The sequence below is a fragment of the Cupriavidus taiwanensis genome (assembly GCF_900250075.1).
GTDB lineage: Bacteria > Pseudomonadota > Gammaproteobacteria > Burkholderiales > Burkholderiaceae > Cupriavidus > Cupriavidus taiwanensis_C.
On record NZ_LT977070.1, the window covers coordinates 1,325,388 to 1,338,212 of the forward strand.

The 12,825-nt window shown below is 68.9% G+C and carries 13 protein-coding genes; 7 read left to right on the forward strand and 6 right to left on the reverse strand.

Going from position 1 to position 12,825, the window contains the following annotated elements; all coding sequences use genetic code 11:
• Window positions 1–15: 15 nt before the first annotated feature.
• Window positions 16–1,518 carry a xanthine dehydrogenase small subunit gene (gene xdhA / locus CBM2588_RS06145; protein ID WP_115679800.1) on the reverse strand — a complete coding sequence of 501 codons (1,503 nt, stop codon included), beginning with the start codon at window positions 1,516–1,518 and terminating at the stop codon, window positions 16–18.
• A gap of 231 nt (window positions 1,519–1,749) precedes the next feature.
• Here xdhA and CBM2588_RS06150 point away from each other — a divergent pair, with 231 nt between their 5' ends.
• Together CBM2588_RS06150 and CBM2588_RS06155 are read left to right on the forward strand one after the other, a co-directional pair.
• Window positions 1,750–2,697, forward strand: a complete 948-nt coding sequence (locus tag CBM2588_RS06150) for a LysR substrate-binding domain-containing protein (protein WP_010809162.1) — start codon at window positions 1,750–1,752, stop codon at window positions 2,695–2,697.
• A gap of 3 nt (window positions 2,698–2,700) precedes the next feature.
• The gene (locus CBM2588_RS06155; RefSeq protein WP_115679801.1) at window positions 2,701–3,222 is read left to right on the forward strand and encodes a GrpB family protein; all 522 of its coding nucleotides are present in this window, start codon (window positions 2,701–2,703) and stop codon (window positions 3,220–3,222) included.
• A gap of 5 nt (window positions 3,223–3,227) precedes the next feature.
• On the opposite strand, the gene CBM2588_RS06160 is transcribed toward CBM2588_RS06155, so the two are convergent.
• Window positions 3,228–4,061: a substrate-binding domain-containing protein gene (locus tag CBM2588_RS06160; protein WP_115679802.1), complete on the reverse strand. Its 834-nt coding sequence runs from the start codon at window positions 4,059–4,061 to the stop codon at window positions 3,228–3,230.
• Window positions 4,062–4,204: 143 nt separating this feature from the next.
• On the opposite strand from CBM2588_RS06160, the gene CBM2588_RS06165 reads away from it, so the two are divergent.
• From CBM2588_RS06165 to CBM2588_RS06185, 5 genes are all read left to right on the forward strand, one after another.
• On the forward strand, window positions 4,205–5,302 hold the full coding sequence (locus CBM2588_RS06165) for a substrate-binding domain-containing protein (protein WP_115679803.1): 1,098 nt from the start codon (window positions 4,205–4,207) through the stop codon (window positions 5,300–5,302).
• Between the two features lie 117 nt (window positions 5,303–5,419).
• Window positions 5,420–6,019, forward strand: a complete 600-nt coding sequence (locus CBM2588_RS06170) for a DUF4126 domain-containing protein (RefSeq protein WP_115679804.1) — start codon at window positions 5,420–5,422, stop codon at window positions 6,017–6,019.
• Between the two features lie 87 nt (window positions 6,020–6,106).
• Window positions 6,107–8,722: an ABC transporter permease gene (locus CBM2588_RS06175; protein ID WP_115679805.1), complete on the forward strand. Its 2,616-nt coding sequence runs from the start codon at window positions 6,107–6,109 to the stop codon at window positions 8,720–8,722.
• 35 nt (window positions 8,723–8,757) lie between these two features.
• Window positions 8,758–9,174 (forward strand): group II truncated hemoglobin, encoded by a 417-nt coding sequence (locus CBM2588_RS06180; protein WP_115679806.1) that lies wholly within the window; start codon window positions 8,758–8,760, stop codon window positions 9,172–9,174.
• 44 nt (window positions 9,175–9,218) lie between these two features.
• Window positions 9,219–9,815, forward strand: a complete 597-nt coding sequence (locus tag CBM2588_RS06185) for a DUF924 family protein (protein ID WP_115679807.1) — start codon at window positions 9,219–9,221, stop codon at window positions 9,813–9,815.
• 34 nt (window positions 9,816–9,849) lie between these two features.
• Here the strand turns inward: CBM2588_RS06185 and CBM2588_RS06190 are convergent, their stop codons facing one another.
• The 4 genes from CBM2588_RS06190 to CBM2588_RS06205 form a co-directional block, all read right to left on the reverse strand.
• Window positions 9,850–10,434 (reverse strand): TIGR00730 family Rossman fold protein, encoded by a 585-nt coding sequence (locus CBM2588_RS06190; protein WP_115679808.1) that lies wholly within the window; start codon window positions 10,432–10,434, stop codon window positions 9,850–9,852.
• Window positions 10,431–11,132 carry a TetR/AcrR family transcriptional regulator gene (locus tag CBM2588_RS06195; RefSeq protein WP_012352307.1) on the reverse strand — a complete coding sequence of 234 codons (702 nt, stop codon included), beginning with the start codon at window positions 11,130–11,132 and terminating at the stop codon, window positions 10,431–10,433. Before CBM2588_RS06195 ends, CBM2588_RS06190 begins: the two co-directional genes overlap by 4 nt.
• Before the next feature lie 107 nt (window positions 11,133–11,239).
• Window positions 11,240–11,725, reverse strand: coding sequence for a diacylglycerol kinase (locus CBM2588_RS06200; protein WP_115679809.1), 486 nt, complete (start codon window positions 11,723–11,725; stop codon window positions 11,240–11,242).
• Window positions 11,652–12,791, reverse strand: coding sequence for a glycosyltransferase family 4 protein (locus CBM2588_RS06205; RefSeq protein ID WP_115679810.1), 1,140 nt, complete (start codon window positions 12,789–12,791; stop codon window positions 11,652–11,654). Before CBM2588_RS06205 ends, CBM2588_RS06200 begins: the two co-directional genes overlap by 74 nt.
• Between the last annotated feature and the right edge of the window lie 34 nt (window positions 12,792–12,825).

The following is a 12,825-nucleotide window of genomic DNA, read 5'->3' on the forward strand; positions in this document are numbered from 1 at the left end:
CTTGTTCTCTCTGGCTCAGGCCGTGGCGGTTTCGGTGGCGCCGGCGCCGAGCGCGCGGACATTGACGGCTGCGGCGGGCAGCGCGTTGGCGCTGGTTTCGAGCCAGAACCGGTACAGCAGGTTGGCGGCACCGCGGCTGCGGTACGAAGCGGTCGCGCGCATGTCAGACAGCGGCGTGTAGTCCTGCGCCAGCGCGGCCATGCCGGCGCGCGCGGTGGCTTCGTTCCACGGCTGGCCGGTCAGCGCCGCCTCGGTCGCGGCGGCACGCTTGGGCGTTGCCGCCATGCCGCCGAAGGCGATGCGGGCCTGCGTGACGATGCCGTCCTGCACGGTGATGCCGAACGCGGCGCACACGGCGGAAATGTCCTCGTCAAAGCGTTTGGACAGCTTGTAGGTGCGGAAGTGCTGCGGGCCGGCCACCGGCACGCGCAGCGCGGCGACGAACTCGCCCGGCTGCATCGCGGTCTTCTGGTACGCCAGGTACAGGTCTTCCAGCGGCAGCGTGCGGCGCGTCTCGCCGTGCTGCAGCACCACTTCCGCGCCCAGCGCGATCAGCGCCGGCATCGAGTCGCCGATGGGCGAGCCGTTGGCGATATTGCCGCCCAGCGTGCCGGCATTGCGGATCGGCAGCGAGGCGAAGCGCTTCCACAGTTCTTCGAGCTCGGGATGCGCGGCGTTCAGTGCGGCGTAGGCCTTTTCCAGCGTTACTGCCGCGCCGATCTCGATCATGCCGTCGCGTTGTTCGATCCGGTTCAGGTCTTCCACCTGACCCACGTAGAGCAGGTTGCCCAGCTCGCGGAACTGCTTGGTGACCCACAGGCCCACGTCGGTGCTGCCGGCCAGGATGCGGATATCGGGCTGCGCTGCCTTGATCGCGCCGAATTCGGCCGCGGTGCGCGGGGCAAGGAACTCCTGCCCCTGGGCGCGGTAGCGGAAGGTCTCGCCGCGCTTGAGGTTGCGCAGGGTGTCGGCGATCTGCTTCGGGTTGAGCTTGTCCGCGGTGGGGGCGGGCAGGGCCATCATGCGCTCGCCGGCGTCGATGATCGGGCGGTAGCCGGTGCAGCGGCACAGGTTGCCGGTCAGTGCGTCGCAGATGGTCTGGCGCGACGGGGCCGCGCCGCCCGGCGTGTGCTGCTGGTACAGCGCCCACAGCGACATCACGAAGCCGGGAGTGCAGAAGCCGCACTGCGAGCCGTGGCATTCGACCATGGCTTCCTGCACCGGGTGCAGGTTGCCGTCGGCCTGGCGCAGGTCTTCGACCGTGATCAGGGCCTTGCCGTCGAGCGTGGGCAGGAACTGGATGCAGGCGTTGACGGCCTTGAATTCGACGTCACCGCCGTCCTGCAGCTCGCCGATCACGACGGTGCAGGCGCCGCAGTCGCCTTCGGCACAGCCTTCCTTGGTGCCGGTGCAGCGCGCGTCCTCGCGCAGGTACTGCAGCACGGTGCGGTTAATGGGGGCTTCGGATACTTCCTTGACCTGGCCGCGATGGAAAAAGCGGATGGTTTGCGTCTCCATGGTCTTCTCTCTCTTGGTGATGGCGGAAACATAGCACCCAGGCCTTTCATGCAATATTCGGCCCAGGTGATATGCCCCATCAGCGGGCACCTCGGACGGTGCGCCGCCGCACCAGGCGGCGTCCCCCGAGGGAGGGGTGATTTGACCGTTTGTGGGGTGCCTGTCATACACTATGCGCCGTTCCCATCCCCCACGCCACCCATCCGGCTCCGCCGGCGGGCCGCCATCGCCATGCACGGACGCGACCATCTCGATACTTATTTGCTGCGGGTGCTCCACACCCTGCTCACCGAGCAGAGCGTGACCCGCACCGCCGTGCGTCTGGGCCAGTCGCAGCCCGCCATCAGCAATACCCTGAAGCGCTTGCGCGAGATCACCGGCGACGCCATTCTGGTGCGGGGCAAAAACGGCATGGTGCCGACCGAGCGCGGCCGCGAGCTGCTGGCGCTGGCCGAGCAGAGCCTGGCGGCGATGGACCGCATCGCGCGGCCGCCGCAGCAGTTCGACCCGGCCACCACCACGCGCACCTTCCACCTCGGCGCGCCCGACTACCTGGATGCCTTCTTCCTGCCCAATATCGTCGAGCGCGTGCGCCGGCTGGCGCCGGGCGCCAAGCTGTTCGTGCACCCGATGACGTCGTCGTCGGACTTCCTCGACGACCTCGAGCAGGGACAGCTGGATATCGTGGTCGGCAACTGGCTGTCGCCGCCGGAACACCTGCATATCTCGCCGCTGTTCGACGACGAGGTGGTCTGCATGCTGGGCGCGCAGCACCCGCTGGCGCGCAAGGGGCTGACGCTCAAGCACTACCTGGAGATGCCCCACCTGGCGCCGGCGCCCTACGCGTCGATGCAGCGCAGCATGATCGACCAGGCGCTCGCCGAGCAAGGCTACAAGCGCAATATCCAGGTCACGCTGCCGTACTTCGGGCTGGTGCCCTATGTGCTGATGAAGACCGACATGGTCTTCACCACCGGCCGGCAGTTTGCCGCGCACTACGCGCAATACCTGCCGATCCGCATGGTGCCGTCACCGGTGTCGTTCCCGCGCATGCGCTTCTACCAGCTGTGGCACGAGCGCTGCCATGCGGCGCCGGATGTGATGTGGATCCGGCGGATGATTGCGGAGGTGGCGGCGGATCTGCCGCAATTGCCGCGGCTGGAGGCCGAGGCGGGTTGAGTCATGGGAGATGAGAGCGCTGAACGCTTGAGGCTGGATCCGGATGCGGCAGGATCTGTGGCTGCGGAGACCCTGTACCAGTCGCTCCGGCTTCGCCTTGCAGCAGTTCTGCCGGCCGATGCCGTCATCGAGCATGTTGGTGCCACGGCGGTCCAGGGCTGTCTGACGAAGGGGGACCTCGATATCTCGGTCCAGGTCAGCCGGGACTCGTTTGCCGCGGCGGACGAGGCGCTGTCAGTCCTGTGCGAGCGCAACCTGGGCTCGGTGCGCACCGACACATTTTCGGCGTTTCAGCGTCATGACCTGCGGCCATCCGTCGGCATCCAGCTGGTCGTCCGCGGTGCGCCGCTGGATGTATTCGTTCACTTCCGAGACAGGCTGCGGGCAAATCCGGAACTGGTCGAGCGCTATAACGCGCTCAAGCGTTCGCATGAAGGTGTGGGGATGGACGCCTATCGGGCCGTCAAATCAGCCTTTATTGCGTCGGTCCTGAACGCGCCCGACCGGGTGGCGGGCGCCGGCTAAGGCCTCTACCCGGCCTTGTAGCTCGGGAAGAAGAGCTGCTCCCCACCCACCTTGTACCCCGCAATCGCGTCCTGTCCTTCACGTGACGTGATCCACTCCACCAGCTTCATCGCATCCTTGTAGTTGGTGCCCGGATGCCTGGCCGGGTTGACCGCGATGATCCCGTAAGGGTTGAACATCTTCGGATCGCCTTCGATGGCGATGGCCAGGCCGGTCTTGGCGCGATATGCGCCATAGGTGGCGCGGTCCGACAGCGTATAGGCCGGCATCTGCGCCGCCATGGTCAGCACCTCGCCCATGCCCAGGCCGGCGTTGACGTACCACGGCTGGCCCTTGGGCTCGATGCCGAGTTGCTTCCAGTAGTCCTTTTCCATCACGTCGGTGCCGGAATTGTCGCCGCGCGAGATGAACTTGCTGCCGCTGGCGGCAAGCTTGCGGAAGCCGGCCAGCACGTCCTTGCCGCCCTTGACCCCGGCCGGGTCGCTGGCCGGCCCGACCACGATGAAATCGTTGTACATGACGTCGCGCCGGTTGACGCCGTAGCCGGCGGCGACGAAGGCATCCTCCATCTTGCGCGCGTGCACCAGCAGCACGTCGACGTCGCCCATCTCGCCCATCTTCATGGCCTTGCCCGAGCCGACGGCGATGACTTTCACCGTGACGCCTGATTTCTGCTCGAAACGCGGCAGCAGGTGCTTCAGCAGACCAGAGTTCTCGGTGCTGGTGGTGGTGGCGAGCTTGATCTCGCCGGCCTGCGCGGCCGACAGCAGGCCGAGGCACAGCAGCGGCACGGCGACGTGGCGCGCGCGGTGGCGCAAGGGTTCGGCAGGGCGGGGCATCGGCGACTCCTCGTTGTTATGTTCTTGCAGACATAATTGATTTTGCCTTCGGACCTCAGGGAGAATTCGGCAAAACAACATAAGAATGGGGTATTCATTGTGGTCCAGCCGAGATCGACAAGTAAATATGTAGCGGGGAACCTATGACCTTCCGCTTCGACCTGTTTCCGGTGATCGCCTCCGACGACAATCCGCGCGCCAATGCCAAGGTGTTCCAGCTGCTCAAGGCGGTGCGCGAAACCGGATCGCTGCACCGTGCCGCGCGCGAGATCGGGCTGTCGTACCGCCACGCCTGGGGCGTGATGCGGTCGTGGGAAGAGATGCTCGGCCGCAGCATGCTGGATATGGAGCGCGGGCGCGGCGCCTCGCTGACGCGCTTCGGCGAGCGCCTGCTGCGCGCCGAGCTGCGCCTGCGCGAGTCGATCGAGCCGGCGGTGCAGCGCGCCATGGCGGAGTTCATCGCCGACCTGGACGACGCCCAGCAGCCGCAGTCGTGCGTGCATTTCACCGGCAGCCATGACCCGGCGGTGGAAGTGCTCGCCGCCGCGCTGGGCACGGCCGGCAGTCCGCTGCAGCTCGACACGGTGTTCTGCGGCAGCGTGGAAGGGTTGATCTGCCTGCAGGAGCGCCAGTCGGAGCTGGCCGGGTTCTATGTCTCGCCGGTGCAGACCGCGGGCTCGGTGGCGCATGTGACCCTGCGCAAGTGGCTGCGGCCCGGCGCCGTGCGGCTGCTGCGGCTGGCGTGGCGCGAGCAGGGCCTGATCCTGGCGCCCGAGCTGGCGCCCGAGGTGCACGACCTGCGCGGCCTGGCGCGCAGCCAGGCGCGCTTCGTCAACCGGCAGCGCAGTTCGGGCACGCGCATGCTGTTCGACCAGCTGCTGGCGGCCGAGGGCCTGTATCCCGACCTGGTCAATGGCTACGACGAGACCGAGTTCAGCAATGAAAAAGTGGCGGAAGCGGTGCACAGCGGCCGCGCCCAGGCGGGTTTCGGGCTGCGCATGAACGCCGAGGCCCACGGCCTGGCGTTCGTGCCACTGACGCGCGAGGCCTATTATCTGGCGCTGCGCAAGAACGACCAGACCGCCGGCTGGATGGCCGCGCTGCTGGCCTTGCTGGCCGATCCGGCCTTCGCCCGGCGCATCGAGGCGCTGCCCGGCTATACCATGGCCGAGCCGGCGGGGATCCTGACCCCGCAGGAGGCGCTGCCGTGGTTTGGCCCGGACGGCAAGGAAGGCAGCTGAGCCAGGGCCGGGCCTGTCTCGGCCCGGTCGGCCCGGTCGGGCCGGTCCGTATTACACTCCCTGCCAGGGCGCGCCGGTCTCTGCGCCGGCCCGCGCCGGACCCTTGCAAGGAGCGCCATGCTGGAAACCGCCGCGCTGGCCGCGGGCATGTCCTGGGCCAGCGGATTTCGCCTTTATCTTGCCGTGCTGGCCGCCGGGGTGCTGGCGCGGCTGGGCTGGCTGGAACTGCCGCCGGGGCTGCAGCCGCTCGAGTCCTGGTGGGTGATCGGCGTGGCCGCGGTGCTGGCCGTGGCCGAGTTCGTCGCCGACAAGGTGCCGGCCTTCGACACCGTCTGGGACGGCATCCATACCTTCATCCGCATTCCGGCCGGGGCGATCCTGGCGGCCGCCGCGTTCGGCCAGCTGGATCCGCAGTGGGTGGTGGCGGCCGGCCTGATCGGCGGCACGCTGGCCGGCACCGCGCATGCGGTCAAGGCCGGCACGCGCGCGCTGATCAACGTCTCGCCGGAACCGTTTTCCAACTGGACGGCCTCATTCACTGAGGACCTGACCGCCACCGGCATCCTGCTGCTGGCCTTCTTCGTGCCGGTGCTGTTCCTGGTCCTGCTGGCGGTGTTCCTGCTGGGCTCGGTGTGGCTGCTGCCGAAGTTGTGGCGTGGGGTGCGCCGCCTTCATGCCAGCCTGCGCGGCGGAGCCCGGCATGACGCGCCGCGCTAGCGGCGCGGCCGTTCCTGGCAGCTTTTTTGCCTTGCCCGACTGACCCGAGGCGCACCGGCGCCAGCACAACCAAGAACCAACCAACCGATGCCCTCCGAGTCCGCCATCGACGTCCCGGCCACTGCGGCCCAACCCGCCGGATTGCACGCCGCCACCGGCGGCAAATTTTCCGCCTGGCGCCAGGCGCTGCGCATGGCCCGGCGCGACTGGCTGGCGGGCGAGCTCTACCTGCTGCTGTTTGCGCTGGTGCTGGCCGTGGCCGCGCTGAGCAGCGTGGGCTTCATGGCCGACCGCATGCGGCTGGGTCTGGAGCGCGACGCGCGTCAGATGATCGCGTCCGACGTGCTGCTGGTCGCCGACCAGCCTTTCGATGCCGCCTTCGCGCGGCGGGCGCAAGCGGCGGGGCTGGCCGTGGCCCAGACCGTCACCTTCCCGAGCATGGCTACCGCCAACGGCAAGGCGCCGGCCGGCGGCGACGCCCCCAGCCAGCTGGCCGCGCTCAAGGCAGTGACCGACGGCTACCCGCTGCGCGGCAAGCTCAAGGTGGCCAGCGCGGCGGGGGCGCCGGATGCGCCCGCCGAAGGCATTCCCGCGCCGGGCACCGTATGGGTCGACGAGGCGCTGCTGGGCGCCCTGGGGGTTGCCGTGGGCGACACGTTGCAGCTGGGCAGCCGCAGCTTCCGCATCGACCGCATCATCACGCAGGAACTCGACCGCGGCACTGGCTTCATGAACTTTGCGCCGCGCGTGCTGATGCCGCTGGCGGACCTGGACAGCACCGGGCTGATCGGCTGGGGCAGCCGCGTGACCTACCGGCTGCTGGTGGCCGGTCCCGACGCTGCCGGCGCGGCCTTCCAGAAATGGGCGCAGGACGAGATCGAACGCCGCAAGCTGCGCAACACGCGGGTCGAGTCGCTGGAATCCGGCCAGCCCCAGATGCGCGCCACGCTGGACCGCGCCGAGCGCTTCCTGTCGCTGGTGGCGGTGCTGTCGTCGATGATCGCGGCGGTGGCGATTGCCATGTCGGCGCGCCGCTATATGCAGCGCCACACCGATGCCTGCGCGGTCTACAAGTGCCTGGGGCTGTCGCGCGGGCAGATCCTGCGGGCCTTCGGACTGGAATTCCTGCTGGTCGGCGCGGCCGGCGCGCTGGCCGGCGTGCTGCTCGGCTACCTGGCGCACTATGGGCTGCTGCTGTCGCTGGGCGGGCTGCTCAAGGTGTCGCTGCCGCAGCCGTCGCTGCTGCCTGCGCTGGTGGGCGTGCTGGCGGGCCTGGTGCTGCTGGCCGGGTTTGCGCTGCCGCCGCTGCTGGCGCTGACGCGGGTGGCGCCGCTGCGGGTGCTGCGGCGCGATATCGGGCTGCCGCCGGTGTCGGCCTGGGTGGCCTATGCGCTGGGGCTGGGCGCCTTTGTCGCGCTGCTGCTGGTGGCGGCGCGCGACCTGCGGCTGGGGCTGACCACCGCTGGCGGCTTTGTCGCCGCGGGCGTGGTGTTCGGCGTGCTGGCGCTGGGCCTGCTGACGCTGCTGTCGCGGCTGCTGCGGGGCCGCCTGCGCGGGCGCGCGGCGATGGGATGGCGCTTCGCACTGGCGGTGCTGGAGCGCCGCCGCGCGGTCACGGTGCTGCAGACCGTGGCGCTGGCGGTGGGGCTGATGGCGCTGCTGCTGCTCGGCATGACCCGCAACGACCTGGTCGATTCGTGGCGCCAGGCCACGCCGGCCGACGCGCCCAACCGCTTCATCATCAATATCCAGCCGGACCAGCGCGAGCCGCTGCGCCAGATGCTGGCCGGCGCCGGCATCACCGACCTGCTTTATCCGATGGTGCGCGGGCGCCTGACCCATATCGGCGAGCGCACCATCCGCGGCGACAGCTTCGAGGACGGGCGCGCGCGCAACCTGGTCGAGCGCGAATTCAACCTGTCCTATACCGATGCGCTGCCGGAGGGCAACCGCGTCATCGCCGGCCGCTGGTCGAACGGGTCCGACGGTGCGGAGGCGGGCGCATCGGTGGAAGAGGGCATCGCCAAGACCCTGGGGATCCGGCTGGGCGACACGCTGCGCTTCGACGTGGCCGGGCAGCCGGTGCAGGCGCGCGTGACCTCGCTGCGCAAGCTCGACTGGGGCTCGATGCGGGTCAACTTCTTCGTGATCCTGCCGCCGCGGGCGATGCAGGGCATGCCCGAGACCTACATCACCTCGTTCCACCTGCCGCCCGCCAGCGCCGCGCTGGGCAACCGGCTGATCGCCGCCTTTCCCAATATCACCGTGGTCAACACCGACATGATCCTGCGCCAGATCCAGGACATCCTGGACCAGGTGATCGCGGCGGTGGAGTTCCTGTTCGTGTTCACGCTGGCCGCGGGGGTGACGGTGCTGTACGCGGCGTTGTCCGGCGCGCGCGACGAGCGCATGCGCGACGCGGGCCTGCTCAAGGCGCTGGGCGCTTCCGCGGCGCTGGTGCGGCAGACGCAATATGCCGAGTTCCTGGTGGTGGGCGGCCTCGCCGGCCTGCTGGCCAGCCTCGGCGCGATCGCGGTGGGTTGGGGGCTGTCGCAGTTCGTGTTCGACTTCCCTTACCGCTTCAATGCGTGGATCGTGCCGGTCGGCGTGGTTTCTGGCATGCTGTGCGCTTTTGCCGGCGGCTGGCTGGGCCTGCGCGAAGTGCTGCGCCAGCCTGCGCTGGCGACCTTGCGCGATGCCTGAGCCAGCGTGCCGGCGCCGCGCAGACCGAGTGTGTGATGAGTACTGAATCCGATGACAAGCCCGGCAATGCCGAGGTCACTGCCTTTGAACTGGTGGGCGGCGAGGCGCGCGTGCGCGAACTGGTCGACCGCTTCTACGACCTGATGGACCTGGAGCCGCAGTTCGCGGGGCTGCGCGCGCTGCACCCGCCGTCGCTCGACGGCTCGCGCGACAAGCTGTTCTGGTTCCTGTGCGGCTGGCTGGGCGGCCCCAACCACTTTATCGAGCGCTTCGGCCATCCGCGCCTGCGCGCGCGGCATATGCCGTTCGAGATCGGCGTCAGCGAGCGCGACCAGTGGATGCGCTGCATGGCGCTGGCGATGCAGGACATCGGCCTGTCCGAAGACCTGCAGCTGCGTCTGATGCAGGCCTTCTTCCAGACTGCCGACTGGATGCGCAACGTGGCGCGCTAGGGCGCCAAGGCTCCCGTTTCTACACCGAGAGGTTTCCCCTGCCGATGACAGCCCAACTGCCTGAAGACGCCGTGCGTGTGCTGGATTTCTGGTTCGACCGCCCCGGCTCGGCCGCCTGGAATACCGCGCGGCCGCAATGGTTCACCAAGTCGGATGCGTTCGACGCGCAGATTCGCGCAAACTTCCTGTCCGACTGGCAGGTCGCCTGCGACGGGGCGCCTGACGACTGGTCGGTCACGCCCGAGGGCGCGTGCGCGCGCGTGGTGCTGCTGGACCAGTTCCCGCGCAACATGTTCCGCAACGATCCGCGCAGCTTCGGCACCGATGCGCAGGCGCTGGCACTGGCCCGGCGCATCGTCGCCTCCGGCATGGACCGCGCGCTGCCCACCGACTATCACCGCATGTTCTGCTACATGCCGTTCGAGCATTCGGAGGCGCTGGAAGACCAGGACGAGGCGGTGCGACTGATGACGCAGCTGCGCGAGGCCAGCGGTGGCGCGGTCGACGTGGTGGAATGGGCCGACAAGCATCGCGCGATCATCGCGCGCTTTGGCCGCTTCCCGCATCGAAACGCGGTACTGGGCCGGCCCGGCACGGCCGAGGAACAGGCGTTCCTGCAGCAGCCGGGCTCGTCGTTCTGAGCCGGGCCGGGAGGCTCGGCCCGATGGGGCGCGCTCAGGTCTTGTCGCGCGCCTCCTGCCACTTGTCGACGCGCACGCGCGGCGCGGCGGCCAGTTGCGCCAGCAGGCCCGCGGGCGTGTCGCCGACGTGCAGCAGGTCGGCGTGCACCTGCTTCAGGAAGCCTTCGCGCACCGCGTGCGACAGGAAGCCCAGCATGCCGTCGTAGAACCCGGCCAGGTTCAGCAGGCCCACCGGCTTGGCGTGGTAGCCCAGCTGCAGCCAGGTGAAGGTCTCGAACAGTTCCTCGAAGGTGCCCACGCCGCCGGGCATGGCGACAAAGGCATCGGCGCGGTCGGCCATCATCTGCTTGCGTTCGTGCATGTTGCGCACCACGTGCAGCTCGGTCAGGCCGCGGTGGCCGACTTCCTTCTGCATCAGCGCTTCGGGGATGATGCCGACGGCCCTGCCGCCATGTTCGAGCACGGCATCGGCGACGATGCCCATCAGGCCCACCTTGCCGCCGCCGTACACCAGCGTCAGGTCGTTTTCGGCCAGGGTGCGGCCGAGCAGGCGCGCGCCCTCGGCGTATTCGGGACGGTTGCCGGGGCTGGACCCGCAATACACGCAGACGGATTTCACTTGGCTTCCTTTGCCGCGCCGGCGGCGGCCTTGGCTGCGGCGTAGTCGCGCGCCAGCTGGTCGAATGCCTCCCGCGCCCGGCCGCGCAGATACGGGGCCAGGATCGAGAAGATGTGGTAGCTCGAGCCGTGCAGGTAGCCGCGGATCTGCTCGGGGTCGTTGTACTGGCGCGGATGCTGCACGAACTGGAAGGACAGCCAGTAGGTGGCGACCACCACCATGTTGGTGCAGATGGCCTCGACCTGTTCGGGCGTGGCTTCCATCTCGCCGTCCTCGATGAACTGGCGGCAGATCTCGTGCGCAAATCGCTGCTTCTGCTCGACGATGCGCTTGAAGTTGGTCTCCAGCATCCGGTTGCGCGCCAGCAGGTCGTTGATGTCGCGGTACAGGAAGCGGTAGTTCCACAGGAACTCGGACATGTACTGCAGGTAGCCCCAGCTTTCGTCGAGCGTGGCCTTGTGGTCGTCCGGCATCTTCAGGCGGCGCTCCATCTCCTGCTCGAAGCGCACGAAGATCGAGTTGATGATGTCGTCCTTGTTGCGGAAGTGGTAGTAGAGATTGCCGGGGCTGATCTCCATCGCTTCCGCGATCGTGGTGGTGGTGACGTTGGGCTCGCCGACTTCGTTGAACAGGCGCAGCGAGACGTCGAGGATGCGGTCCCTGGTGCGGCGGGGTCCGGTTTGCGGTTTCGGTTCCATGGGCGTCCGGGCGATCGGTGCGATCGGTAAGTCGGGGGCAGGGTTGCGATTATAAGCAATCGGCCTGCCTTGCCCATCCTGTGCCCCTCGGTCCGCCGCGGGCCGGCTCAGCCCGCCAGCGCCTGCACCCACCGCACCACGTGCGGTCCGGCAATGGTGATCCAGGTGCCGCCGCACAGCACCAGCGCCAGCATCACCGCGGCGCTGCCGAAGTCCTTGGCGCGCTTGGATAGGCTGTGCCGCTCCAGCGAGATGCGGTCGACCGCGGCCTCGACGCTGGAGTTGAGCAGTTCGACGATCAGCACTACCAGCAGCGTGCCCAGCAGCAGGATGCGCTCGACCGCCGTCACCGGCACCAGGAAGGCGCACGGCGTCAGCAACACCACCAGGGTCAGCTCCTGGCGGAACGCGCTCTCCTCCAGCACCGCATAGCGCAGCCCCGACAGCGAATTGATGGCGGCATGCCAGGCGCGCGCCAGGCCCCGGTTGCCCTTGTGCGGATTCTGGTCGACGGAGTAGTCAGCGCTCTGCATGGCGGGCGGCGGCCTCTGCATTGGCGGGTCGGACGGCAGTTCCGGATGCGGTTTCGGCATGGGTTTGCGGGGCGGAAGGCTGGGCTGTGGCTGGTTGGGCCGCTGCGCCGCCCCGGCCTGGCCTGGCGGCGGCGAACGGCCGCAGGTGGGCCAGGAACTGCTCGGACGCGGCGCGCCACGAGAAACGCTCGGCGTGGGCCCGGGCCGTGGCGCGGTCGATGCGCAGCGCTTCCAGGCAGGCCTCGCGCAGGTCTTCGTGCATCACGCCGGCGGGGCTGTCGCCGAGCACGTCGATCGGGCCGGTGACCGGATACGCGGCCACCGGCAGGCCGCTGGCCAGCGCTTCCAGCAGCACCAGCCCGAAGGTGTCGGTGCGGCTCGGGAACACGAACACGTCAGCGGAAGCATACACCCGCGCCAGCTCGGGCTGGCTCAGCACGCCCAGGTAGTTGGCGCCGGGATAGCGCGCGCGCAGCGCCGGCAGAGCCGGGCCGTCGCCGACCACCCATTTGGAGCCGGGCAGGTCCAGCGCCAGGAATGCCTCGACGTTCTTCTCCACCGCCACGCGGCCCACGTACAGGAAGATCGGGTGGGCGGTGTTGAGCACATTGGCGCGCTGCGGCGTGAACACGTCGAGGTCCACGCCACGCGTCCACAGCACGGCGTTGGTAATGCGGTAGCGCCGCAGGTCGTCCAGCACCACCGGCGTCGGCGCCATCACCGCTTGGGCGGGGCCATGGAACCAGCCGAGGAAACGGTAGGTCCACGCCAGCGGAATGCCGAAGCGGGCCTGCACATATTCCGGAAAGCGCGTGTGGTAGGCGGTGGTGAAGGGCAGCTTGCGGCGCAGCGCATGGCTGCGCGCGGCCAGTCCCAGCGGGCCCTCGGTGGCGATGTGCAGGGCGTCTGGGCCGAAGGCCTCGATGCGCCGCCGCACGCGCGCGCCCGGCAGCAGCGACAGCCGGATCTCGGGGTAGGTCGGGCAGGGCACCGTGCGGAATTCCAGCGGCGTGATCATGTCGACCGTGTGGCCCATCGCCTCCAGTTCGCGGCGCGTCGACTTGAGCGTGCGCACCACGCCATTGACCTGCGGTTCCCAGGCATCGGTGACGATCAGGATCTTCATGCAGCCTCCTTGGGCGCGGTGGAAGGGCAGTGCG